This is a genomic window from Vibrio sp. Isolate30 (assembly GCF_022397975.1).
In the GTDB taxonomy this organism is placed as follows: domain Bacteria; phylum Pseudomonadota; class Gammaproteobacteria; order Enterobacterales; family Vibrionaceae; genus Vibrio; species Vibrio fortis.
The window spans coordinates 245,706-268,433 of record NZ_JAKEUS010000004.1; the positions used below are offsets into that span (position 1 = coordinate 245,706).

Sequence of the window (22,728 nt, forward strand, 5' to 3'; positions counted from 1 at the left end):
TCTGTTTTGAGTCTTATATAAACGAAGCGCCACTATGTTATTAGGAGTGGCGCTTTTTTATTTTGGCATCGGTAATACTCAAGAGAGATTCCCTATGACACTCGTCCCTCGAACTAAGGAATGACTATAGGCAGTCGTCCGTTGTTCAAGGGCGTAACGGCCTAGTGGTCGTCATCCTCGAGAGGGAAGAATGACCGAGTTGCGGATCTATGGTTGAAGGTGATTACCAGTCAACGCCTTGTAGCGCCTTAACACCAGATTCAAATGCGTGCTTTACGTTACGGACTTCAGACACAGTATCGGCCATCTCAGTTAGCGTGCGATGCGCCCCTCGGCCTGTAATGATCACCGATTGCATCTTTGGACGGTTGTTAAGAGCCTCAACCACTTCATCCAATTCTATGTAGCCGTAACTCACCATGTAAGTCAGTTCATCAAACAGAATCACATCTAATGATTCGTCAGCCAGCATGCGTTTACACTCAGTCCAGACACGTTGTGCGGCCTCAATATCTTTGGCTTTGTTTTGCGTTTCCCATGTAAAGCCAGTACCCATCACCTGAAATTCAACATCGAGCTTTTCAAGTACGTTCTTTTCACCGTTGTCCCATGTCCCTTTTACGAACTGAGCAACTGCACACTTCTTACCGTGTCCGACTGCGCGAGTTATGGTACCAAAGCCGGAAGTCGATTTACCTTTACCATTACCTGTAATAACAAGCAGCAAGCCTTTCACTTCCTGAGCAGCGGCAACACGAGCATCCACTTGCTCTTTAACCTTTTGTTGGCGTGCCTTATGGCGCTGTTCTTTGTTGTCTTCAGTCGACATAACTCTTCCTTATAATTTGTGATTAGCACTATCATAGCTTAAGTTAACACTATCAAAAACCATCGAAAGAACAGGTGATTAGGGATGAAAAAGATACTGGTAGTCTGTATGGGAAATATTTGTCGCTCACCGACAGGGGAAGCAATACTGCGAGCTAAGGCTAAATCTATGGGAGTTGACGTCGAGGTCGACTCAGCCGGCACCATCGGGTACCACCAAGGAAACCCGCCAGACCCACGTTCTAAAGCGGCTGGTGAGGCTAGGGGCTACAGCTTTAAAGGAATTCGGTCTCGTAAAGTGGTTGCACAAGACTTTGATAAGTTTGACCTGATTTTAGCCGCGGATAAGGCAAACCTTGCAGACTTAGAATCCCAATGCCCAGTTCACCTACAGTATAAATTGGCTCTGTTCCTAAGCTACGGTGATTCCGGTTACCAAGAGATTCCTGATCCATATTATGGAGAGGGAGATGGCTTTGAATTAGTACTCGATTTAATTGAAGAGTCGAGTGAAGCAATCTTGAAATCTCTCTAAGAGACCGCTAACGCCCACACACAAAAATGCCGACGTTTATCGTCGGCATTCTTTTTCTTATCTATGTAAAGCCATCAGCTGTTACTTAGACATAACCTTGTAGATTGGGTCTTCAGCAACGTTCGCTTCAACTAGGCTACCTGCTTTGTGCAGCATCGCCACACAGTCTTGGCTTAGGTGACGTAGGTGCAGCGTTTTACCTTGTGCTGCGTAACGCTCGGCAATGGTATCAATTGCTTCGATTGCTGAGTGATCAGTTACGCGAGAGTTTGCGAAGTCTACGATTACGTCTTGAGGATCTTCAAGAGCATCAAAAAGCTCTAGGAAGTTCGCTGTAGAACCGAAGAAGATCGGACCGTTAACCTTGTATACTTTTGAACCTTCATCATTGATGCAAGTGTCTGCGTAGATGTGCTTAGCGTGCTGCCAAGCAAACATGAGTGCAGAAGCGATAACGCCGACAAATACAGCAACCGCAAGGTCAGTCATTACTGTAACAACGGTTACTAGAACGATAACAAAGAAGTCTTGTTTTGGTACGCGGCGTGCAAGCTTGAACGTTGCCCATTCGAATGTACCGATAACAACCATGAACATTACACCCACAAGCGCTGCTAGAGGAATCATTTCAATCAGCGAAGAAGCAAACAGGATGAACATCAGTAGTGCAACGGCAGCAACGATACCTGATAGGCGACCACGGCCACCAGAGTTTACGTTGATCATTGATTGACCGATCATCGCACAACCACCCATCGCGCCAAATACTGAACACGTTACGTTAGCCATACCTTGACCTACACACTCACGGTTTGACTGACCACGAGTGTTTGTCATTTCATCAAGTACTGTCAGAGTCAGTAGTGATTCGATCAGGCCAATTGCTGCAAGGATTACTGCGTAAGGCAAGATGATGTAAAGCGTTTCTAGGTTAAATGGTACTGCTGGAATCGAGAATGTTGGTAGAGAGCCTGCAAGTGTTGCAGCATCGTCGCCAGACATAGTACGTAGGAAGTCTACTACTGTACGGGTTTCTAGATCCAAGCCAACCACAAGCGCTGTCACAGTCACGATAGCAACCAATGAAGAAGGCACTGCTGTTGTGAACTTAGGCAGGAAGTGGATGATAGCCATAGTCAACGCAACAAGACCAAGCATCAATGTCATTTGGTCTGTTGGAAGCCAAGTTAATGCGCCAGTGATGTCTGGTGCTTTAAATTGACCAAGCTGAGCAAGGAAGATAACAATCGCCAAGCCATTTACGAAGCCGATCATTACTGGGTGCGGAACGATACGGATAAATTTACCGAGCTTGAATAGACCCGCAGCGATCTGTAGAAGACCGGCTAGCATGATAGCGGCAAAGAGATATTGAACGCCGTGTGTCGCAACAAGGCTAACCATTACAACGGCCATCGCGCCAGTTGCACCAGAGATCATACCTGGACGACCGCCGAAGATAGAAGTGATAAGACCAACGATGAATGCTGCGTATAGGCCAACCATTGGGTCAACACCAGCAACAAAGGCGAATGCAACCGCTTCAGGTACTAGAGCAAGTGCTACAGTAAGACCTGAAAGAACGTCATTCTTTACAGAGTGCTTTGAAAATTGTGGGAATTCGAACATGTGTGCTCAGCTATGCTTTAAATGGATTTACCGACACGAACATATTGCGGAGCTAAACAGGTGTATAAAAGAGCGGCAATAGCAAAGTGTCGAAAAAGATAAGTGCGCGAATCCTACCCAAAAATGTGATTAAGTTCAAGGTTGAACCTAACTTTGAGTAATATATCTATTAATCGTTATTCCGATAACGCATGTAAAAAAGGCTGCTTATAATAAGCAGCCTTTGATTCTATTTACTTAACAATTTACAACGGTAAATGCTTAGTAGTTTGGTTTAGTCATACCAGAACCAGCTTGGTTCGAAGCAACTTGACTGCCAGCACCTTTTGATACGTAACGTTCGCTACGGAATGGCGCTGCAACAACTTCAATCTCTTTGATCTCTTGTGGACCTGGAGCTTTGGTCATTGGAGAGCTAGCTTGCTTCTTCGCTTCCACTGAAGGTTTCTCTTCAGTTACAGGAGTTGCTTCAACTGGTTTAGCCTCGACAACTGGCGCTTCAACAACCGGAGCTTCAGTCACAGTCTCTTCAGCTTTTGCTTCAACTGTTTCTTCAACAACTGGCGTTGCTACAGGAGTATCAACGACAGGTGCCTCAACAGCAGCTTGTGCTACGACTTCTTCTGCTTTTGCTTCAACAACAGTTTCAACCACAGGCTCTTCACGGCGGATAATTACTTTACCCATTGCCATTTCAGGGCATGCGAAACCGCCAGCAATTACAACATTGTTCTGAACAGTTTCTAGTTCAGTTGTTTGCTGTACTTGTGCTTCTGCTTTAGCAGCTTCAGGTTTCGCTTGTTTGTGGTGTGGCTTCGGCACGAAACGAGGCATCACTTTACCCATAGCCATCTCTGGAGATGCTACACCACCTTTACGTAGGCGGAATGGGTTAGGGCGACGATCACGACCGCGACGACGACGTTGGCCACTTGCACGTAGGTGACGTGGAGAACGTCGGTTACGGCGTTGCTTCGGCTCTTCCTGTTCTGCTTGTTCAGTATTCGCTTGGTTAGCTTCTACTTGCTCAGCCACTTTTTGCTCTTGAGCTACAGCCTTGTCTTTAGCGACAACTTGCTCTTTCACAGAGTTGTTTTCTGCTTGAGCTTGTTGGTCTTTAACTCGGATCTGCTTGTTCAGTTTGCGACGTTGACGACGCTCTTTAACTTTTGCAGCTTTCGCTTCAGACTTCGGCTTTTGACCTTCAGGTTTAGAAGCTTGAGCATCCGCAGCTAGCTGCTGGCCTTGTTCTGCAACCTTAGACGGTACTTGCTCTTCGCGTTGTTGCTTCTGCTCGTCGCGCTGCTTGTTGCGGCGGTCTTGCTTCGGCTTACGGTTTTGACGAGGCTGCTGAGTTGCGTTTTCTTTTTGCTCTTCAGGCTTCTCATCACGAGCTGGTTTACGACGACGCTTGTTGTCACGGTTTTCGTTACGATCACCACGCTGGTTGCGACGACGGTTGTCATTACGATCACGACGTTGGCGGTTGCCGTTGTTGCGATTGTTCTTAGGTTTCTCTTCTTGCTTCTCTTCCTGTTTCTCTTCTTGAGAAGAAGATCCACCGAATAGGAAGCTACCAATAGCTTTGAAGAAGCGGCTGATTAGGCCTGATTCTTGTGCTTTTGGCTCTTCTTTCTTCTCTTCTACTCTTGCTGCAGCTTTTGGTGCTGGAGCTGGCGCAGATTGAGCTGGAGCAGCAAAACCTTTCAGTGCAGGCTCTTCGATCTTCTTAGGACGAATCGTCTGTTCTGCTGGTTCTTTGCTTTCTGCTTCTTTCAGAGCGTCTAGCTTCTTCGGAAGTAGGTAAGACAGTAGATCGAACTCTTCACCTTCACGAACACGGATAACCTCAAAGTGTGGTGTTTCCATGTCAGAGTTAGGAACAACAGTGATCTTAACTTCTTGGTTTTTCTCGATGTGGTTTACTGAGCGACGTTTTTCATTCAGTAGGTAAGAAGCAATTGGAACAGGCACAACCGCAAGTACTTGCGCTGTGTTGTCTTTTAGAGCTTCTTCTTCAATCAAACGTAGTACAGAAAGTGCTAGAGATTCGTTATCACGAACAACACCAGTACCAGTACAACGAGGACAAATGTGGTGGCTTGCTTCTGCTAGTGATGGGCTCAAACGTTGACGAGACATCTCTAGAAGACCGAAGCGAGAAATACGACCAATTTGAACACGTGCGCGATCTAAACGAACGGCATCGCGCAGACGACTTTCAACTTCGCGTTGGTGGCGAACAGGCGTCATATCGATGAAGTCGATAACAACAAGACCACCTAGATCACGTAGACGAAGTTGGCGAGCAATTTCATCTGCAGCTTCTAGGTTAGTGTTCAGTGCTGTTTCTTCAATATCACCGCCTTTCGTTGCACGAGCAGAGTTGATATCGATAGAGGTTAGTGCTTCAGTTGGGTCGATAACAATTGAACCGCCCGACGGAAGGCGAACTTCACGTTGGAAAGCTGATTCAATTTGGCTTTCGATTTGGTAGTGGCTAAACAGCGGCACTTCACCATCATATTTCTTAACGCGACTAATAAAGTCAGGGCGCACTAGTTGAATGTGCGCTTGTGCACGCTCAAAGATAGTGTTGCTGTCGATAAGAATTTCACCAATATCACGACGTAGGTAGTCGCGGATTGCACGAACAATTACGTTACTTTCTTGGTGGATAAGGAAAGGTGCAGCGTTTGAATCCGAAGCTTGCTTGATAGCAGCCCAGTGGTTAAGCAGTACGTTTAAGTCCCACTCAAGCTCTTCTGCGCTTTTGCCAACGCCCGCTGTACGCACGATCAAACCCATACCTTGAGGTAGCTCAAGAGTGCTTAAAGCTGCTTTTAGTTGTGTACGCTCGTCACCTTCGATACGGCGAGAAATACCGCCTGCACGAGGGTTGTTTGGCATAAGAACTAAGTAGCTACCCGCCAAAGAGATGAAAGTTGTCAGTGCAGCGCCTTTGCTACCACGTTCTTCTTTCTCAACTTGTACGATAACTTCCTGGCCTTCCTTAAGCACTTCTTTGATGCTTGGACGACCTTGGTATGTGTAACCTTCAGGGAAGTATTCGCGGGCAATTTCTTTAAGAGGTAGGAAACCGTGACGTTCTGCGCCGTAATCAACAAATGCCGCTTCTAGGCTTGGTTCAATACGAGTGATACGTCCTTTGTAGATATTCGCTTTTTTTGATTCGTGACCTGGACTTTCGATATCAAGATCGAAAAGTCGCTGGCCGTCAACCAAAGCGACACGCAACTCTTCTTTTTGAGTTGCGTTAATTAACATTCTTTTCATTTAGAAATACTCATTGTCTTTTCTTATTTTCATCATTGTTCTTGTCGCTTGATTTCGTTTCTCATGGTGCCTGATCCCATGGCTTTATCGGTGCAGCCTCCCGGCTGGAAGGGATGCTCTTGGGGCACGTCAGTCATCATAGATAGTGAACTATGATCCGCGATGTGGCGGTGAATACTCAACATGAGCGTACGTGAGTAGAGCGACAAGGAACTCAGTTAACGGTGTCTTACGCCAATGCAGCACGGTTTTGACTGAGTCATCTACTCATTTATTTGCTGGTGAATGGTTAACTGTTTAAATAGTAGTCAAACCATAGATAGCAGCTGTGAACTATAGCAGTGGTCGCTAATCACAGCAATCTGCTTTATCAGAATGCGCGAAAAAAAACGGTTTTTGTTTGTGTTTTGATAGCTCTAACTCACTGTCTATCAATAATTTATCAAATGATATTTAATTTTGCGGCAGTCTTGATTGTTTTTTGTTCGGAGAATCAAACAAATATAGAAGTTTCACGCCTCCTTTTGGGTATAATCGCGCCGAAAAATGCAATTAACTCTCAATTATCAAATTTGACAGTGATACACTAACCGCATGAGCGAAATTAGAACCAAAGTCCAATTTGTCGACATCGATGAAGATATGGCTGGTCAACGTATTGATAACTTCTTACGTAACCAATTAAAAAATATCCCGAAAAGTATGATTTATCGAATCGTACGTAAGGGCGAAGTGCGTGTTAACAAAAAGCGCATCAAAGCTGAATACAAACTAAAAGCAGGTGATCTTGTTCGCATTCCACCAGTGACAGTGGAAGAGAAAGTCGAAGAAAATGTGCCGAGCACAAAGCTGAATAAGGTTTCAGAGCTTGAGCATTGCATCATCTACGAAGATGACCACATGCTTATTCTGAACAAGCCTTCAGGTACAGCAGTACATGGTGGTAGTGGTCTTAAGTTTGGCGCTATCGAAGCTCTTCGTGCTTTGCGACCAGAAGCTCGTTTTCTAGAGTTAGTACACCGTATCGATAGAGACACATCGGGTATCCTGTTGGTCGCTAAGAAGCGTTCAGCATTACGTCACCTGCAAGCGCAGTTCCGTGAAAAGACGGTACAGAAGTACTATTTTGCATTGGTCATGGGCGAGTGGAAGAACAGCTGTAAAGTAGTAAATGCACCACTGCTTAAGAATGAAGTGAATAGCATTGTTCGAGTGAACCCAAATGGCAAAGCATCAGAAACTCGTTTTAAGGTGTTAGAAAAGTTCAAAGATGCGACCTTGATTCAAGCAAGCCCAATTACTGGTCGTACACACCAAATTCGTGTCCACACTCAATATACTGGTCATCCGATTGCGTGGGATGATCGTTATGGCGACCGACGCTTTGATGCTTATACAGGTAAAGTTGGTTTAGACCGTCTGTTCCTGCATGCGGCGAACATCAAGTTTACACACCCAGGCAGTGAAGAGAAGATGGATATCTCTGCTCCAATGGAAGCGAAGCTAGAAAAAGCAATCGCTGGTCTGCGTAAGCTGTAAGTAGATACGAGGGTATAGAGTGTTTTCTATACTTGTCCTTCAATCTCTTAAATGAGAAAGGTTGACGAATATCGTCAACCTTTTTTGTTTGTACTTCTTACAAGAGCTCCCCAACTGGGGATGACGATATAGTAAATCTCCAATAACTAGCAGACCTTAGGATTGTAATAATCATTAGGTTCCGTCATTCCCTAGACTGACGAAGGAAGGAGTAGGGAATCTCTAGCGAAGATATCGTATCCGTTAAAGCACATTCATTCCTTGCGCTTCCAACATATCAATTAGGTCGATAAGCGGTAACCCAATTAATGTATTTGGATCTTTCCCTTCAAGACGCTTAAAAAGCGCGATGCCCAACCCTTCGCTCTTAAAACTACCCGCACAATAGAAAGGTTGTTCTTTATCCACATAGCTTTCAATTTGCGCAGTGCTTAAATGGCGGAAATGAACCACAAAGGTGTCGAGACGCGTGTCAGCTTTCTGGGTTTCGCTGTTCCAAACAGAAAGGCCTGTGTAAAAAGTAATGCTTTTACCACTTTGCTTAGTCAGCTGCTCAATAGCTTTTTCACGTGTATGCGGCTTACCAATAATCTCACCATCAATCACACAAACCTGATCTGAGCCGATAACTAGGCTAGGGGAAGAGATCTCACAAGATTTAGCTTTCTCTTCCGATAAGCGGGTGACGAGTTGTTGAGGTGTTTCGCCTGTTAGAGGCGTTTCATCGCAGTCTGGCTTCGCCGTTACAAAGCTTAAATGGAGTTTTTTAAGTATCTCTTGCCTAAATGGGGAAGTAGAGGCCAAAACTAGTTGGTAATTTTTCATTTTAATTTACAATTCGTAGAAGCATTTAATGCAGGATATAGTAACTTATCTTGATATTCATAATGCTCTGTATGGGAAAGGTAAAAAAGTGTACTTTTTTTGCCATTTCCTTTGACTAAACTCGATTTGGAAGATAATATTCGCGCCCTATGCAAAAGGTAAAAATACCGCGTACAGTTGATCCGGCTAGAACCGCTCAAAAACGACTTGATTTAGATGGCATCATCCAAACTAGTCTTTTCAAGCGCTTAAGCGAAGCAACTGAAGGCGTAAAACGTGACGCGCAAGTCTCATTGTCATTTGGGCTTGATGAACAACGATTAGTCGTTATCTCTGGTAAAGCTAACGTCGAAGTCGATTTAGAGTGTCAACGTTGTAATGAGGTTTTCGCACATGAGTGCGATGTCGAATTCACTTATACTCCTTACTACAATGAGAAAAGTGAAGAAGAAGCACCGGAAGAGTACGATTTGGTAGATCTGAACGAGTACGGTGAGTTAGACCTGATTCAACTAGTTGAAGACGAGTTCATCCTTGGATTGCCACAAGTAGCAATGCACGACGAAGCGGACTGTAGCGTTAACTCAAATAACTTGGTGTTTGGTGAACTTCCTGAAGAAATTGAGGAAGATAAGAAGCCGAATCCATTTGATGTTTTAAAAAGCTTAAAGAAGTAACTGCTTCTTTAAGAATTTACATAGGAGTAGGGTCAATGGCCGTACAAAAGAGCAAGAAATCACGTTCAATGCGTGGCATGCGTCGTTCACACGATGCGCTAACTACAGCTGCACTTTCTGTAGACGCAACTTCAGGTGAAACTCACCTACGTCACAACGTGACTGCGGAAGGTTACTACCGCGGCAAAAAGGTTATCAACAAGTAAGGTTGACCTTTTGCAAAATATAACCGTTGCGCTTGATGCAATGGGCGGGGATTTCGGTCCTCGTGTAACAGTGCCTGCCGCCGTGCAGGCACTGTCGTATTTCCCAGAGCTAAAAGTCATTCTCATAGGTGATCGAAATGCGATCACATCTCAATTATCTTCATTAGGTCGACAGCCTGATTCTCGTTTGAGCATCCAGCACTGTGACCGAGTTATCTCAAACTCAGAAAAGCCTTCTCTTGCCTTACGAAACAGTCAGGGCAGCTCTATGCGTGAAGCAATCGATATGGTTGCAGAATCTCAAGCAGACGCATGTGTCAGCGGTGGTAATACCGGCGCATTAATGGCTTTGTCTCGTTTTCGATTGAAACTTCTTCCCGGTATTGATAGACCAGCACTTGTTTCAGCATTGCCAACCGCTTCTGGTGGTAGGACGTGGATGTTGGATCTTGGTGCCAATGTATCCAGTGATGCAGACTCTCTTTTTCAATTTGCTGTTATGGGAAGCGCATTAGCAGAGCAACATTTAAACCGCCCACCACGTGTCGCGATTTTGAATATCGGCGCAGAAGAAATAAAAGGCAATGACCTTGTAAAACGATGCGCGGAAATGTTGTCTAATACCCAGTCTGTGAACTTCATCGGCTATATTGAAGGAAATCAATTGCTGCAAGATGCGGCAGATGTGGTTGTGTGTGATGGTTTTGTAGGCAATGTGTGCCTAAAAACGTGTGAAGGCACTGCACAACTCTTTATTGATAAGCTAAAAACGCGCATCATGGCGTCAACGATAAAGGGTTGGATCGCCAGAATATTGTTTTCTGAGCTATTTACTGAATTAAAAACCTTGAACCCCGACCAGTATAACGGCGCAAGTTTGTTAGGATTGCGCGGCATTGTCATTAAAAGTCATGGAAGTGCTGATGTACCTGCCGTCGTCAACGCTATTGGCGAGGCAGTACACGAGGTCAAACGACAAGTCCCTAGCCGCATTAGCGATCGTTTGGAAGCGGTTTTACTCGAGAGGCATTATTAGTCTTCATGTATAGCAAAATATTAGGTACTGGCAGCTACTTGCCATCTCAGGTGCGTACTAACGCAGATCTAGAGAAAATGGTAGAGACTAGCGATGAGTGGATTGTTGCTAGAACAGGTATTAAAGAGCGTCGTATCGCTGCAGAAAATGAAACTGTAGCGGATATGGCGTTCTACGCTGCTGAAAACGCAATTGATATGGCGGGTATTGATAAACATGATATCGACTTGATCATTGTTGCAACGACCAGCAGCAGCCATACGTTCCCTTCTTCTGCATGTCAGGTACAAGGTAAGCTTGGTATTAAAGGTTGCCCAGCGTTTGACTTAGCGGCGGCATGTTCTGGTTTTGTTTACGCACTATCAGTGGCTGACCAACACATCAAGTCAGGCATGTGTAAGAACGTTTTGGTTATCGGTGCTGATGCACTATCAAAAACTTGTGACCCAACGGATCGCTCTACTATCATCCTATTTGGTGATGGTGCAGGTGCCGTTGTGGTTGGCGCAAGCGAAGAGCCAGGTATTTTGTCTACCCATATATACTCTGACGGTAAATACGGTGAACTACTAAGCCTTGAAGTTCCTGAGCGCGGCGGCGACGCTGACAAGTGGCTTCACATGGCAGGCAACGAAGTTTTCAAAGTAGCGGTAACTCAGCTTTCTAAGCTAGTGAAAGATACACTGGCAGCGAACAACATGGATAAGTCGGAACTTGATTGGTTAGTACCACATCAAGCCAATTACCGAATTATCTCTGCGACAGCTAAGAAACTAACTATGTCGCTTGATCAAGTTGTGATTACGCTTGATAAGCACGGTAACACGTCGGCTGCGACGGTTCCGACTGCGTTAGATGAAGCGGTTCGTGATGGACGAATTAAACGTGGTCAGACTCTTCTTCTTGAAGCGTTTGGTGGCGGTTTCACTTGGGGCTCAGCACTCGTTAAGTTCTAACCCCTAAGTCGACAGAACAATCAAGGCACATAGATTATGTGCCTTATTCAATTTTTTGCATTGCTTAAAGGATAATTACAATGAGCAAGTTTGCTATCGTATTCCCAGGCCAAGGCTCTCAAGCTGTTGGTATGCTTGCTGAACTAGGCGAGCAGTATGATGTTGTAAAACAAACATTCGCTGAAGCTTCTGAAGCGCTTGGCTACGACCTATGGGCTTTAGTTCAAGACGGTCCTGTAGAAAACCTAAACGAAACTTTCCGTACTCAACCAGCTCTACTTGCTGCGTCTGTTGCTATCTGGCGTGTATGGCAAGAGCTAGGTCTAGAGCAACCAGCGAACCTAGCGGGTCACAGCCTGGGTGAGTACTCTGCACTAGTATGTGCTGGTGTTATCGACTTTAAAGAAGCGATCAAGCTAGTTGAGCTTCGTGGTCAACTGATGCAAGAAGCGGTACCTGCAGGCGTAGGTGCTATGTACGCAATCATCGGTCTTGATGATGAAGCAATTGCGAAAGCGTGTGAAGAAGCTGCTCAAGATGAAGTTGTTTCTCCAGTGAACTTCAACTCTCCAGGCCAAGTTGTTATCGCAGGTAACAAAGCGGCGGTAGAGCGTGCGGGTGCACTATGTAAAGAAGCTGGCGCTAAGCGTGCTCTTCCTTTACCAGTATCAGTACCATCTCACTGTGCGCTAATGAAGCCAGCCGCTGACAAGCTAGCGGTAGCTCTAGAAGCTCTTGAGTTCAACGCACCAGCACTGCCTGTAATCAACAACGTTGACGTGGCTGCTGAAACTGATCCTGCGAAGATTAAAGACGCACTTGTACGTCAACTATACAGCCCAGTACGTTGGACTGAAGGCGTTCAAGCGATGAACGAGCAAGGCGTAGAAAAACTACTAGAATTAGGCCCAGGTAAAGTTCTTACAGGTTTAACTAAGCGTATTGTTAAAACAATGACAGCTGCTGCAGTAAATGATGCTGCATCTCTAGAAGCTGCTAAATAACGACATAAAGAGAAGTTATGATGAATTTAGAAGGCAAAGTTGCACTAGTAACTGGTGCAAGCCGTGGTATCGGCCGTGCTATCGCTGAACTATTGGTTGAGCGTGGTGCTAAAGTTATCGGTACTGCAACGTCAGAAAACGGTGCTGCTGCGATCAGCGAGTATCTTGGTGAGAACGGTAAAGGTCTTGCTCTGAACGTGACAGATGTTGATTCAATTGCTGCTACACTGAAAACCATCAACGATGAGTTCGGTGCGATTGATATCCTAGTGAACAACGCGGGTATCACACGCGATAACCTACTTATGCGCATGAAAGACGATGAGTGGAATGACATCATCGATACAAACCTAACGCCTATCTACCGTATGTCTAAAGCAGTACTACGTGGCATGATGAAGAAGCGTGAAGGTCGCATCATCAACGTAGGTTCTGTAGTTGGTACTATGGGTAACGCTGGTCAAGCAAACTACGCTGCAGCTAAAGCTGGCGTTATTGGTTTCACTAAGTCTATGGCACGTGAAGTTGCTTCTCGTGGTGTGACAGTGAACACAGTTGCACCTGGTTTTATTGAAACAGACATGACAAAAGCGCTAAATGATGACCAACGTGCAGCAACTTTGGCGAATGTACCAGCAGGTCGTCTAGGTGACCCTCGCGAAATCGCTGAAGCTGTGGTATTTTTGGCGTCGCCTGCGGCAGCTTATATCACAGGTGAAACACTTCACGTCAATGGCGGTATGTACATGGTGTAAATTGTGTGCAACATTTGTGCATGATTTAAGTCAAAATCATACGTAATTTCGGTTAAAATCGCTAAAATTGTGGTTTGACCAGAAAAGTTGGCCTTGCAACTTTTAATAGATTGAATAAACTACGGAAAACATCGCATAAAGCGAACTCTGTAAAGGAAAAGAAAAAATGAGCAACCTCGAAGAACGCGTAAAGAAAATCATTGTTGAACAACTAGGTGTAGACGAAGCAGAAGTTAAAAACGAAGCTTCTTTCGTTGATGACCTAGGTGCTGATTCTCTAGACACTGTTGAGCTAGTAATGGCTCTAGAAGAAGAATTCGACACTGAAATCCCAGATGAAGAAGCTGAGAAAATTACTACTGTTCAAGCTGCTATCGACTACGTAACTAGCGCTCAGTAATAATCTCTCCCAGGCGGTCACCTCGACCGCCTGTGTTTTATCTAACTCATCTATCCTCATCCTAAATCATTTCAATCCCCGGAGTGTAAAATCGTGTCCAAGCGTCGTGTAGTTGTCACTGGCATGGGTATGTTGTCACCGGTAGGCAACACTGTAGAATCTTCTTGGAAAGCCCTGCTAGCTGGTCAAAGTGGTATCGTGAATATCGAGCACTTTGATGCAACCAATTTCTCAACTCGTTTTGCAGGTCTAGTTAAAGACTTTAACTGCGAAGAGTACATGTCTAAAAAAGATGCTCGTAAAATGGATCTATTCATCCAATACGGCGTCGCAGCAGGTGTTCAGGCACTTGATGATTCTGGTCTAACCGTTACTGATGAGAACGCACCACGTATTGGTGTGGCTATCGGTTCTGGTATCGGCGGCTTAGGTTTGATCGAAGCTGGTCACCAAGCTCTGACTGAAAAAGGCCCTCGTAAAATCAGCCCATTCTTTGTACCGTCAACCATCGTAAACATGATTGCTGGTCACATGTCGATCATGCGTGGTCTTCGTGGTCCAAACATCGCGATTTCGACAGCGTGTACGACTGGTCTACATAACATTGGTCACGCGGCACGTATGATTGCATACGGCGATGCTGACGCAATGCTAGCGGGTGGTGCTGAGAAAGCATCTACACCACTAGGTATGGGTGGTTTTGGTGCAGCTAAAGCACTTTCTACTCGTAACGATGAGCCTCAAAAAGCTTCTCGCCCATGGGATAAAGGCCGTGACGGTTTTGTTCTTGGTGATGGTGCAGGCATGATGGTACTTGAAGAGTACGAACACGCTAAAGCTCGTGGCGCTAAGATCTACTGTGAGCTTGTAGGCTTCGGTATGTCTGGTGACGCTTACCACATGACTTCTCCAAGTGAAGATGGTTCTGGTGGTGCACTAGCGATGGAAGCTGCGATGCGCGATGCTGGCATTACTGGTGAGCAAATCGGTTATGTTAACGCACACGGTACATCGACTCCAGCTGGTGACGTAGCAGAGATCAAAGGCATCAAGCGTGCTCTTGGTGAAGCAGGTTACAAGCAAGTACTGGTTTCGTCGACTAAGTCTATGACTGGTCACCTACTGGGTGCTGCGGGCTCTGCAGAAGCTATCATCACGGCAATGTCTCTGGTTGACCAAGTTGTTCCACCAACAATCAACCTAGACGATCCTGAAGAGGGTCTAGACATCGACCTAGTTCCACACACAGCTCGTGAAGTTAGCGGCATGGAATATGCGGCGTGTAACTCATTCGGCTTTGGTGGTACTAACGGCTGTTTGATCTTCAAAAAGATTTAATCATCTTATAAAAGACTCAAACATCGTAGATAGTCATTAAATAGACTTGTTTTTAAACGGCTTGATGCTTAGCATTGAGCCGTTTCTTTTTTGGAGAAAAGCATGTTTTGGGTTGATGGAGAAAGCCAGCAAACAGTTGCCTTAACTGATCGTTCGTTTCAGTACGGCGATGGTTGTTTTACCACGATGCTGACACTCGATGGTGAAATTCAGTATTACAATGATCACCAACAGCGAGTTGATGCCTGCTTAGCCGCGTTGCGTATTACTCCTCTCGATTGGGAGCGAGTTTGCTTATGGCTTGAGAAAGCGCTCGATTATGTGCCCGAAAAGGGGCTAGGCGGTGTGAAGCTGCATGTGAGTCGTGGTTCTGGTGGCCGTGGCTATAGCCCAATGGGCGTGCTTGAACCTGTGGTTACAATTAGTACGTTTGCTTATCCATCGCATTATCTTCAATGGCAGCAGTCTGGTGTTGAACTCGGTGTTTGTCAGCAGAAGCTTGGTTTGTCTCCGTTGCTCGCAGGCCACAAACATAACAATCGTCTTGAGCAGATCCTCATAAAGGCTGAGCTAGATGAAGCTGGACTGGCTGATGGGATCGTACTAGATATTAATGATCAGGTGATTGAAACCTCGATGGCCAATCTGTTTTGGCGTAAAGGTTCGACGATCTACACTCCTGACCTTAGTGCTAGTGGTGTCGCAGGCGTGATGAGAAAGCAGGTGATACTTGAGTTAAGCAAGCAAAAAGAGGTTGTCGTCGGTCGCTTTGATTTAGAACATCTACTGTCTAGCGATGAAGTCTTCATTACTAACTCGATCCTTAGCGTTGCTCCTGTTACAAAAATTAAAGAAACCACGTTCGAAATTGGACATGTCACCCGTACCCTTCAAGGACTATTAAACTCGTGATTAAGAAGTTATCTATTTTTGTCGTTTTATGTTTGGTGATCGCAGCGTCAGCAGCATTCTATGTATACAACCAAGCTGAAGCTCATCTAAAACAAGTGATTCAGCTCGAAGAGCCGCAGGTGATCACCGTTGCACCAGGTGCGAGTTTCCATCGCGTATTGAATCAACTGGTTAATGAAGGTCTGTTTACACCGTCGCCATACAGCAAACTGATTCGCAAACTTCACCCAGAGTTAGTGGATGTGAAAGCGGGTACTTTCTTGCTTGAGCCAGAGCTAACGCTTGAACAAGCGCTTCAAGTATTGGTTGAAGGAAAAGAACACCAGTTTACGATCACTTTTGTTGAAGGGAGTCGTTTTGATGAGTGGCGTGAGCAGTTAGAACAAAACGAATTTGTTGAGCAGACATTGCAGGGTGTCTCTGAAGAAGAGATCGCGGAACTGTTGGGTGTCGAGCATAAGAAACTTGAGGGGTTATTCCTTGCAGAAACTTATCACTACACCTACGGCACTAGCGATTTAGACTTACTAAAACGCGCTCATCAAGACCTAATGGATGTAGTGAATCAAGAATGGGAGAGCCGTGTTGAGAAGCTGCCTCTTAAATCACCTTATGAAGCACTTATCCTTGCGTCTATTATCGAAAAAGAGACGGCTGTTGCTTCCGAGCGCGAGCGTGTTTCATCGGTGTTCATTAACCGCCTAAATAAGCGTATGCGTCTGCAGACTGACCCTACGGTTATCTACGGAATGGGCGACAGCTATGATGGCAACATTCGTAAAAAAGACCTTAGAACACCAACACCATACAACACATACACTATTAATGGTTTACCACCTACGCCGATTGCGATGGCAGGAAGAGCATCGATTAATGCGGCTTTAAACCCGGAGCAGAGTAACTACCTTTACTTTGTCGCAAGCGGTACTGGCGGCCATGTATTTTCAAAGAGTTTGGCTGAGCACAATCGTGCAGTACGAGCTTACTTAAAACAATTAAGAAAGAATAAATAAAGAACACAGCTATGAATCAGTCGAAGTTTATTACGGTAGAAGGCCTAGAGGGTGCAGGTAAAAGCACCGCGATCAACGCTATCCTAGCAACACTGAAAGAGTCGGGTGTTGCTGAGGTCGTGAACACTCGTGAACCGGGTGGCACTGTCCTGGCCGAAAAAATGCGTTCTTTAGTAAAAGAAGAGCATGAAGGCGAAAAGCTGCAAGATATGACCGAGCTGTTATTGATGTATGCAGCGCGTGTCCAATTGGTTGAGAACGTGATTAAACCTGCTCTTGCTGAAGGAAAATGGGTACTGGGTGATCGTCATGATATGTCATCACAAGCTTATCAAGGCGGTGGTCGTCAAATTGCTCGCAAAACCATGACGTCATTGAAAGAGACAACGTTGGGTGACTTCAAGCCAGATTTAACTCTATATTTAGATTTGGACCCACGTGTTGGGTTAGAACGTGCGCGTGGTCGTGGTGAATTAGATCGTATTGAAAAGATGGATATCTCATTCTTTGACCGTACACGTGAGCGCTACTTAGAGATCGCCGAGCAAGACGACTCTGTATTGGTTATCAATGCTGAACAAGAGATTGATCAAGTAGCAGCAGATATCAAACAAGCACTAACAACTTGGTTAGAGCAACAGTAGGTTAAACATGACCGAGTTATACCCTTGGCTATTACCACTTTGGAATGAGTGGAAAAAGAGTCTAGAAGCAGGGCGGTTCCCTAATTCGTCTATTGTAAATGCACCGTTAGGTTTGGGCGTTGATAAAGCGGTGGATCAGCTCACGTCGTCGTTGATGTGTATCAATTACGAAAGTGAAGCCTGCGGCTTTTGTCATAGCTGTGAATTGATGAACTCAGGCAGCCACCCAGACTTTCATGTCATCTCTCCAGAGAAAGAGGGCAAGGCAATTACCGTCGACCAGATTCGCTCTAGCAATCGCTGGGCGCAAGAGTCATCTCAATTAAATGGTTTGCGGGTTATCGTTGTGAGCCCAGCAGAGGCGATGAATGAATCGGCATCGAATGCACTGCTTAAAACGCTGGAAGAGCCTTCTAGTGAGTGTATTTTTATATTGGTGAGCCAGAATAGCCATCGTCTAATGCCGACGATTGTTAGCCGTTGTCAGCAGTTTAGCGTGGCAGCACCAAGCATAGAAGCTGGTGGTCAGTGGTTAAAGCAAGAGCTAGGCAAAGATGTTCCGGATTATGTTCTTGCTCTGAATGATAATGCTCCGCTATTGGCAAAGACGATGGTGGAGGAGGGCAGTTTAGAGACCTCGAAGCAGCTCTTCGATCGCTTTTTAAAGATTGTTCAGCGTAATGATCTTAATTTAATGCAATTCGCTTCTGAAATAGCGAAAGACTCAGTGGTTCAGTTAAGTTGGTTATGGCATTTGCTCTCAGATGTGCAAAAGGTACATTTTGGTATACAAAGCCAATCTCTTCTGCCAAGCGCACAAGCCTTAGCAAATACACTATCGTACCAATCTGCTCATAAGTCATCAGGCAAGCTCTTGATTCTTATGGAGCAACTAAAGCAACACCCAGGGCTCAACACAGAGCTTCTGATAATGAATTGGCTTATCGCCACTTGTGAGGAAACATGTTCGTAGACTCCCATTGTCATTTAGACAAATTGGATTATCAAGATTTACATACTGGCGTTGAAGATGTCATCAATAAGGCGAAAGAAGCCAATGTTGAACAGCTGCTTTCAGTTGGCGTGACATTAGACTCTTTTGAAAACATGCTCGACATGATTTCACCTTTCGAGAATGTTCACGCATCGTGTGGCGTTCACCCACTTGATGTTGAGAGTGACTTCGATTTTGAACGAATGCGTCGTTATGCTAGCGATGACAAGGTTGTTGCCATAGGTGAGACCGGGTTGGATTACCACTATCAGCCAGAGACGGCTGAACTGCAACAAGAGCGTTTTAAGCAGCACGTTGAGCTTGCGGTAGAGCTTAACAAGCCTTTGATCATTCACACGCGAAATGCACGTGAAGATACACTTGCCATTCTGCGTGATGGTGGTGCTGAGAAATGTGGTGGTGTCATTCACTGTTTCACTGAGGATCAAGCCTTCGCGGATGCTGCTATGGAGCTTGGTTTTTACATATCGATTTCCGGGATCGTAACCTTTAGGCAAGCGACAGAGCTGAAAGAAGTGGTTAAAAATATCCCCCTTGATAGGCTACTAATTGAAACGGATTCTCCATATCTAGCTCCAGTACCATATCGTGGAAAGCAGAATCAGCCTGCATATGTGGTAGAAGTGGCTGCATATATCGCTCAGCTCAAGGGAATCTCAATGAAAGAGGTTGCACAAAAAACCACGGAAAATTATCGAAAACTTTTTTTGCGATGAAAAATCGATTTAATAAACAAAAGGGAGCGTAAGCTCCCTTTTTTGCGTATTAGATCACCAAAACGCTCAACTTTTTTAATGTTTACTAATTATGTTGAACTTGAGAGTGTGAAATGCAACATTCGTAATTTTGTTACTAAAAATAACATTGCGCTTTATTTTATTTACCCCGTGAAATAATAATCTAATAATAAAAAATTCATATAAAACAATAATTTACACCATTGTAAACCATTGCATTTTTGGATTTGACATGTGATCCAAGACGTGTTTTGAAACTAAATTTCGTAAGTCACTAGAAACTTTGTTACCCATCAATATATATTTAGCGGCAGAAAATATAATGCAATACATGGTTACATTTTCACTGGGTGCTAACATTTAGGCTACGGGGGTGTGCCGTTAGAACCCATATAATTATTTTATCTTTATCAGGAGCATAAACATGTTTAAGAACCTTTTTGCTAGCCTGCAAAAAGTTGGTAAGTCTCTGATGCTACCAGTATCAGTTTTACCAGTTGCGGGTATTTTGCTTGGTGTTGGTGCAGCGGACCTTCCTTTCATTCCAGAAATCGTTTCTAACCTAATGGAACAAGCTGGTGGTTCGGTATTCGGTCAAATGGCTCTACTGTTCGCAGTAGGTGTTGCACTTGGCTTTACAAACAACGACGGTGTAGCCGGTCTTGCTGCAATCGTTGGTTACGGTATCATGACTGCAACACTTGGCGTAATGGCTGGTGTTATGGGTGTTGATAAAATCGATACTGGCGTACTAGGTGGTATCCTAGTCGGTGGTGTTGCTGCTTGGGCATTCAACCGTTTCTACCGCATCCAACTTCCAGAGTACCTTGGCTTCTTCGCTGGTAAGCGTGCAGTGCCAATCATCACTGGTTTCTCTGCGATCGGTCTAGCAATCCTACTATCTGTAGTATGGCCACCAGTTGGCGGCGCTATCTCTGCGTTCTCTGATTGGGCTGCTCACCAAAACCCACAAGTGGCGTTTGGTATCTACGGTATCGTTGAGCGTTCTCTAATTCCATTTGGTCTTCACCACGTATGGAACGTACCTTTCTTCTTCGAAGCTGGTACTTGTGTTAACGCTGCTGGCGAAACTCAAAACGGTGTTCTTACTTGTTACCTAGTTGCTGATGAAGCATCTCGTGCTGCAGGCAACGGCTTCGGTCAGCTAGCAGGTGGTTACATGTTCAAGATGTTCGGTCTACCAGCTGCTGCAATCGCAATTGCACACTCAGCTAAGCCTGAAAACCGCGTTAAAGTAATGGGTATCATGGCATCAGCTGCTCTGACTTCATTCCTAACAGGTATTACTGAGCCAATCGAATTCTCATTCCTATTCGTTGCTCCAGTACTGTACGCAATCCACGCTCTACTAGCGGGTTCTGCATACGTTCTAGCGAACACTCTAGGTTTTGTACACGGTACATCTTTCTCTCACGGTCTAATCGACTTCCTAGTTCTATCTGGCAACGCGTCTAAGATGGGTCTAATGATTGTTTGTGGCCTAGGTTACGCAGCGCTTTACTACTTCGTATTCCGCACAGTAATCAAAGCTCTTGACCTTAAGACTCCTGGTCGCGAAGACGAGTCTGAAGACCAAGCTGTTGCGACTGGCTCTGAGCTAGCTGGTGAACTAGTTGCTGCATTTGGCGGTAAAGCTAACATCACTGGTCTTGACGCTTGTATCACTCGTCTACGTGTAGCGGTTGCTGATACTGAAGTTGTTGACCAAGACAAACTGAAGAAACTAGGTGCTGCTGGTGTAGTAGTAGTAGCTGGTGGTGTTCAAGCTATCTTCGGTACTAAGTCTGACAACCTGAAAACAGACATGGATGAGTGGATCCGTAACAACGGCTAATCACTGATTCAATTGAATAGAAGGAGGCTTTTAGCCTCCTTTTTTCGTTTTTGAATACTCCTCACCACTCTTATCATGTTGACTTAATATCCATCATTCTCTAACTCTACGATGACATCTATCTTTAATAGGTAACTATGCTTCACCGCAGATGTATTGATAGGGTTTGATTATGAAACTATATGGATTATTTGGTCTCTTTATGGCGAGCGTTACTTTTGCGACTCAGGCTGCAGACAACGCAGAGCTTGAGGTAGGTTTAGCTCTTGACCAAGATTTAAGTGCAGTTATTGAAATTGACAACACATATCGTGTGACGGTTGGTAATGATGGCGCTGCTTTTGACTATATGCTCAAACGTGGGAAGTTTGATTCAGAAACACCGCTAGATTGGTATGTCGGCGTTGGCGCTTGGGCTGAGTGGGAAGACGACTTTGGTGTACGAGTTCCATTGGGCGTAAAAGTGAATTTTTATGATGGATGGAATGCGTACGCGCAAGTTCATCCTGAATTGGATCTATACGCGGGTGCTGAGCTACAGCTTGGTGGTGCTGTGGGCGTTACTTACAAGTTTTAGTGTTCGACAGATATTAAATAGGCGAGGGGTATCCTCGCCTATTTCGATCAGGGCAAAGTTTTTAGAGACCTAAAGTTTTAAGGGACCTAAAGCCTTAAGAGTTCTAAAGGCCTAAAATCTAAAGGTCAGGCCGACATTAGCTTGAAACTGGTTCATCCAATCGGTGTCAAAGCGAATTACACAGTTTTGCCCTGTTGTTGGCAAAGTACATGCACCACTGGTGTCATTGTCTACGACTGTGCCTAGCCAGCGTATTTGGCTGGTTAATGCTAGGCTGTCTGATAACTTGTATTCTACGCCACCAAAAATTGAAGCAGAGAAACCATATTTGTCTTTCGCCCAGTCTACATCAACATACGATGCACCGAGGCCGAGTCCTAAGTAACCAGAAAGCGCATTAGTTGCTGGATAATAAATGCTACTTTGAAAGTGTAAATATTGAATCGAAGAGTCCAGTTTTAGCGATTCAAGTTCCGATTGTTGATTGGAATAAAACAAACCGATACGACCTTTTTCTAAAGGTGTCTCAATCGCCAAAGAGTAACTGGCTGAGTTTTCCATGTCATAGGTATTACCATCTTCGTCTTCGACAGCGCCACCACCGGTAAGTCCAATCATTGGTGTGACATATATATCTGCTGCCATTGATGCTCCGGAACAAGTCAGGAGTGTGCAGAGTGCGAAAGTATTTACTTTGTTATTCATGGGCCTATCCTTATCCGAACACCTACTAATTGTGATGCTTACATCAATATTGTGCGAGTAATTTCGGCGAATCTTGAACATACTTCACACACCTGATAGTACTTAGATATAGGCTAAACAAATTTATAATAAACAGAGGTGTCTATGGAACAGGATCTGAAAAACGCTCTACAAATTACCGCTTTTATTTTTATTGTGCTGCTGTCGTTCGGCTTTATTGCGATCACCAACTAGCCCAATAACAT

General features: G+C 44.9%; 23 protein-coding genes. 18 read left to right on the top strand and 5 right to left on the bottom strand.

What is annotated here, in order from left to right; all coding sequences use genetic code 11:
• Positions 1–223: 223 nt before the first annotated feature.
• Positions 224–829 carry a cob(I)yrinic acid a,c-diamide adenosyltransferase gene (cobO, locus tag L1D60_RS13360; RefSeq protein WP_032552027.1) on the bottom strand — a complete coding sequence of 202 codons (606 nt, stop codon included), beginning with the start codon at positions 827–829 and terminating at the stop codon, positions 224–226.
• 84 nt (positions 830–913) lie between these two features.
• Here cobO and L1D60_RS13365 point away from each other — a divergent pair, with 84 nt between their 5' ends.
• Positions 914–1,363, top strand: coding sequence for a low molecular weight protein-tyrosine-phosphatase (locus L1D60_RS13365; protein ID WP_239841475.1), 450 nt, complete (start codon positions 914–916; stop codon positions 1,361–1,363).
• Positions 1,364–1,444: 81 nt separating this feature from the next.
• On the opposite strand, the gene L1D60_RS13370 is transcribed toward L1D60_RS13365, so the two are convergent.
• Together L1D60_RS13370 and rne are read right to left on the bottom strand one after the other, a co-directional pair.
• Positions 1,445–2,992 (bottom strand): SulP family inorganic anion transporter, encoded by a 1,548-nt coding sequence (locus L1D60_RS13370; RefSeq protein ID WP_239841476.1) that lies wholly within the window; start codon positions 2,990–2,992, stop codon positions 1,445–1,447.
• 261 nt (positions 2,993–3,253) lie between these two features.
• Positions 3,254–6,289 (bottom strand): ribonuclease E, encoded by a 3,036-nt coding sequence (gene rne, locus L1D60_RS13375; protein ID WP_239841477.1) that lies wholly within the window; start codon positions 6,287–6,289, stop codon positions 3,254–3,256.
• A gap of 594 nt (positions 6,290–6,883) precedes the next feature.
• Between rne and rluC the strand changes: the two genes are divergently transcribed.
• Positions 6,884–7,828 (top strand): 23S rRNA pseudouridine(955/2504/2580) synthase RluC, encoded by a 945-nt coding sequence (gene rluC, locus L1D60_RS13380; RefSeq protein ID WP_239841478.1) that lies wholly within the window; start codon positions 6,884–6,886, stop codon positions 7,826–7,828.
• A 243-nt stretch (positions 7,829–8,071) separates the two neighbouring features.
• Here the strand turns inward: rluC and L1D60_RS13385 are convergent, their stop codons facing one another.
• Positions 8,072–8,653: a nucleoside triphosphate pyrophosphatase gene (locus tag L1D60_RS13385; RefSeq protein WP_239841479.1), complete on the bottom strand. Its 582-nt coding sequence runs from the start codon at positions 8,651–8,653 to the stop codon at positions 8,072–8,074.
• A 149-nt stretch (positions 8,654–8,802) separates the two neighbouring features.
• Between L1D60_RS13385 and yceD the strand changes: the two genes are divergently transcribed.
• The 15 genes from yceD (at position 8,803) to L1D60_RS13460 (ending at position 21,778) form a co-directional block, all read left to right on the top strand.
• Entirely contained in the window at positions 8,803–9,330 is a 528-nt protein-coding gene (gene yceD, locus L1D60_RS13390; RefSeq protein ID WP_239841480.1) for a 23S rRNA accumulation protein YceD, read from the top strand.
• A gap of 35 nt (positions 9,331–9,365) precedes the next feature.
• Positions 9,366–9,536 (top strand): 50S ribosomal protein L32, encoded by a 171-nt coding sequence (gene rpmF / locus L1D60_RS13395; protein ID WP_004414666.1) that lies wholly within the window; start codon positions 9,366–9,368, stop codon positions 9,534–9,536.
• A gap of 10 nt (positions 9,537–9,546) precedes the next feature.
• Entirely contained in the window at positions 9,547–10,572 is a 1,026-nt protein-coding gene (plsX, locus tag L1D60_RS13400; protein ID WP_239841481.1) for a phosphate acyltransferase PlsX, read from the top strand.
• A gap of 5 nt (positions 10,573–10,577) precedes the next feature.
• A complete protein-coding gene (locus L1D60_RS13405; RefSeq protein ID WP_239841482.1) occupies positions 10,578–11,528 on the top strand; it encodes a beta-ketoacyl-ACP synthase III in 951 nt (316 codons plus the stop codon).
• 80 nt (positions 11,529–11,608) lie between these two features.
• On the top strand, positions 11,609–12,532 hold the full coding sequence (gene fabD / locus L1D60_RS13410; RefSeq protein ID WP_239841483.1) for an ACP S-malonyltransferase: 924 nt from the start codon (positions 11,609–11,611) through the stop codon (positions 12,530–12,532).
• A gap of 20 nt (positions 12,533–12,552) precedes the next feature.
• The gene (gene fabG, locus L1D60_RS13415; RefSeq protein WP_172974268.1) at positions 12,553–13,287 is read left to right on the top strand and encodes a 3-oxoacyl-ACP reductase FabG; all 735 of its coding nucleotides are present in this window, start codon (positions 12,553–12,555) and stop codon (positions 13,285–13,287) included.
• A 166-nt stretch (positions 13,288–13,453) separates the two neighbouring features.
• Positions 13,454–13,687 carry an acyl carrier protein gene (gene acpP / locus L1D60_RS13420; RefSeq protein ID WP_004737381.1) on the top strand — a complete coding sequence of 78 codons (234 nt, stop codon included), beginning with the start codon at positions 13,454–13,456 and terminating at the stop codon, positions 13,685–13,687.
• 93 nt (positions 13,688–13,780) lie between these two features.
• Positions 13,781–15,025 carry a beta-ketoacyl-ACP synthase II gene (gene fabF / locus L1D60_RS13425; protein ID WP_032552037.1) on the top strand — a complete coding sequence of 415 codons (1,245 nt, stop codon included), beginning with the start codon at positions 13,781–13,783 and terminating at the stop codon, positions 15,023–15,025.
• Between the two features lie 102 nt (positions 15,026–15,127).
• Positions 15,128–15,937 carry an aminodeoxychorismate lyase gene (gene pabC / locus L1D60_RS13430; protein ID WP_239841484.1) on the top strand — a complete coding sequence of 270 codons (810 nt, stop codon included), beginning with the start codon at positions 15,128–15,130 and terminating at the stop codon, positions 15,935–15,937.
• Positions 15,934–16,950, top strand: a complete 1,017-nt coding sequence (mltG, locus tag L1D60_RS13435; RefSeq protein WP_239841485.1) for an endolytic transglycosylase MltG — start codon at positions 15,934–15,936, stop codon at positions 16,948–16,950. The genes pabC and mltG overlap by 4 nt, the downstream gene beginning before the upstream one ends.
• An 11-nt stretch (positions 16,951–16,961) precedes the next feature.
• Positions 16,962–17,594 carry a dTMP kinase gene (gene tmk / locus L1D60_RS13440; protein WP_239841486.1) on the top strand — a complete coding sequence of 211 codons (633 nt, stop codon included), beginning with the start codon at positions 16,962–16,964 and terminating at the stop codon, positions 17,592–17,594.
• Between the two features lie 7 nt (positions 17,595–17,601).
• The gene (locus tag L1D60_RS13445; RefSeq protein ID WP_239841487.1) at positions 17,602–18,567 is read left to right on the top strand and encodes a DNA polymerase III subunit delta'; all 966 of its coding nucleotides are present in this window, start codon (positions 17,602–17,604) and stop codon (positions 18,565–18,567) included.
• Complete coding sequence (locus tag L1D60_RS13450) at positions 18,558–19,325, top strand: YchF/TatD family DNA exonuclease (RefSeq protein WP_239841488.1); 768 nt, start codon at positions 18,558–18,560, stop codon at positions 19,323–19,325. Before L1D60_RS13445 ends, L1D60_RS13450 begins: the two co-directional genes overlap by 10 nt.
• Positions 19,326–19,770: 445 nt before the next feature.
• Positions 19,771–21,201, top strand: a complete 1,431-nt coding sequence (gene ptsG, locus L1D60_RS13455) for a PTS glucose transporter subunit IIBC (protein ID WP_239841489.1) — start codon at positions 19,771–19,773, stop codon at positions 21,199–21,201.
• Positions 21,202–21,373: 172 nt separating this feature from the next.
• A complete protein-coding gene (locus L1D60_RS13460; RefSeq protein WP_239841490.1) occupies positions 21,374–21,778 on the top strand; it encodes a hypothetical protein in 405 nt (134 codons plus the stop codon).
• A gap of 111 nt (positions 21,779–21,889) precedes the next feature.
• Here L1D60_RS13460 and L1D60_RS13465 read toward each other — a convergent pair whose 3' ends face one another.
• Positions 21,890–22,483 (bottom strand): porin family protein, encoded by a 594-nt coding sequence (locus L1D60_RS13465; RefSeq protein ID WP_239841491.1) that lies wholly within the window; start codon positions 22,481–22,483, stop codon positions 21,890–21,892.
• Positions 22,484–22,627: 144 nt separating this feature from the next.
• On the opposite strand from L1D60_RS13465, the gene L1D60_RS13470 reads away from it, so the two are divergent.
• The gene (locus tag L1D60_RS13470; protein WP_239841492.1) at positions 22,628–22,717 is read left to right on the top strand and encodes a YnhF family membrane protein; all 90 of its coding nucleotides are present in this window, start codon (positions 22,628–22,630) and stop codon (positions 22,715–22,717) included.
• Positions 22,718–22,728: the final 11 nt, after the last annotated feature.

Bases quoted from the DNA above. Each gene is read 5' to 3' on its own strand.
- cobO (WP_032552027.1), bottom strand. From the start codon at position 829: ATGTCGACTGAAGACAACAAAGAACAGCGCCATAAGGCACGCCAACAA.
- L1D60_RS13365 (WP_239841475.1), top strand. From the start codon at position 914: ATGAAAAAGATACTGGTAGTCTGTATGGGAAATATTTGTCGCTCACCG.
- L1D60_RS13370 (WP_239841476.1), bottom strand. From the start codon at position 2,992: ATGTTCGAATTCCCACAATTTTCAAAGCACTCTGTAAAGAATGACGTT.
- rne (WP_239841477.1), bottom strand. From the start codon at position 6,289: ATGAAAAGAATGTTAATTAACGCAACTCAAAAAGAAGAGTTGCGTGTC.
- rluC (WP_239841478.1), top strand. From the start codon at position 6,884: ATGAGCGAAATTAGAACCAAAGTCCAATTTGTCGACATCGATGAAGAT.
- L1D60_RS13385 (WP_239841479.1), bottom strand. From the start codon at position 8,653: ATGAAAAATTACCAACTAGTTTTGGCCTCTACTTCCCCATTTAGGCAA.
- yceD (WP_239841480.1), top strand. From the start codon at position 8,803: ATGCAAAAGGTAAAAATACCGCGTACAGTTGATCCGGCTAGAACCGCT.
- rpmF (WP_004414666.1), top strand. From the start codon at position 9,366: ATGGCCGTACAAAAGAGCAAGAAATCACGTTCAATGCGTGGCATGCGT.
- L1D60_RS13405 (WP_239841482.1), top strand. From the start codon at position 10,578: ATGTATAGCAAAATATTAGGTACTGGCAGCTACTTGCCATCTCAGGTG.
- fabD (WP_239841483.1), top strand. From the start codon at position 11,609: ATGAGCAAGTTTGCTATCGTATTCCCAGGCCAAGGCTCTCAAGCTGTT.
- fabG (WP_172974268.1), top strand. From the start codon at position 12,553: ATGAATTTAGAAGGCAAAGTTGCACTAGTAACTGGTGCAAGCCGTGGT.
- acpP (WP_004737381.1), top strand. From the start codon at position 13,454: ATGAGCAACCTCGAAGAACGCGTAAAGAAAATCATTGTTGAACAACTA.
- pabC (WP_239841484.1), top strand. From the start codon at position 15,128: ATGTTTTGGGTTGATGGAGAAAGCCAGCAAACAGTTGCCTTAACTGAT.
- tmk (WP_239841486.1), top strand. From the start codon at position 16,962: ATGAATCAGTCGAAGTTTATTACGGTAGAAGGCCTAGAGGGTGCAGGT.
- L1D60_RS13445 (WP_239841487.1), top strand. From the start codon at position 17,602: ATGACCGAGTTATACCCTTGGCTATTACCACTTTGGAATGAGTGGAAA.
- L1D60_RS13450 (WP_239841488.1), top strand. From the start codon at position 18,558: ATGTTCGTAGACTCCCATTGTCATTTAGACAAATTGGATTATCAAGAT.
- ptsG (WP_239841489.1), top strand. From the start codon at position 19,771: ATGTTTAAGAACCTTTTTGCTAGCCTGCAAAAAGTTGGTAAGTCTCTG.
- L1D60_RS13460 (WP_239841490.1), top strand. From the start codon at position 21,374: ATGAAACTATATGGATTATTTGGTCTCTTTATGGCGAGCGTTACTTTT.
- L1D60_RS13465 (WP_239841491.1), bottom strand. From the start codon at position 22,483: ATGAATAACAAAGTAAATACTTTCGCACTCTGCACACTCCTGACTTGT.
- L1D60_RS13470 (WP_239841492.1), top strand. From the start codon at position 22,628: ATGGAACAGGATCTGAAAAACGCTCTACAAATTACCGCTTTTATTTTT.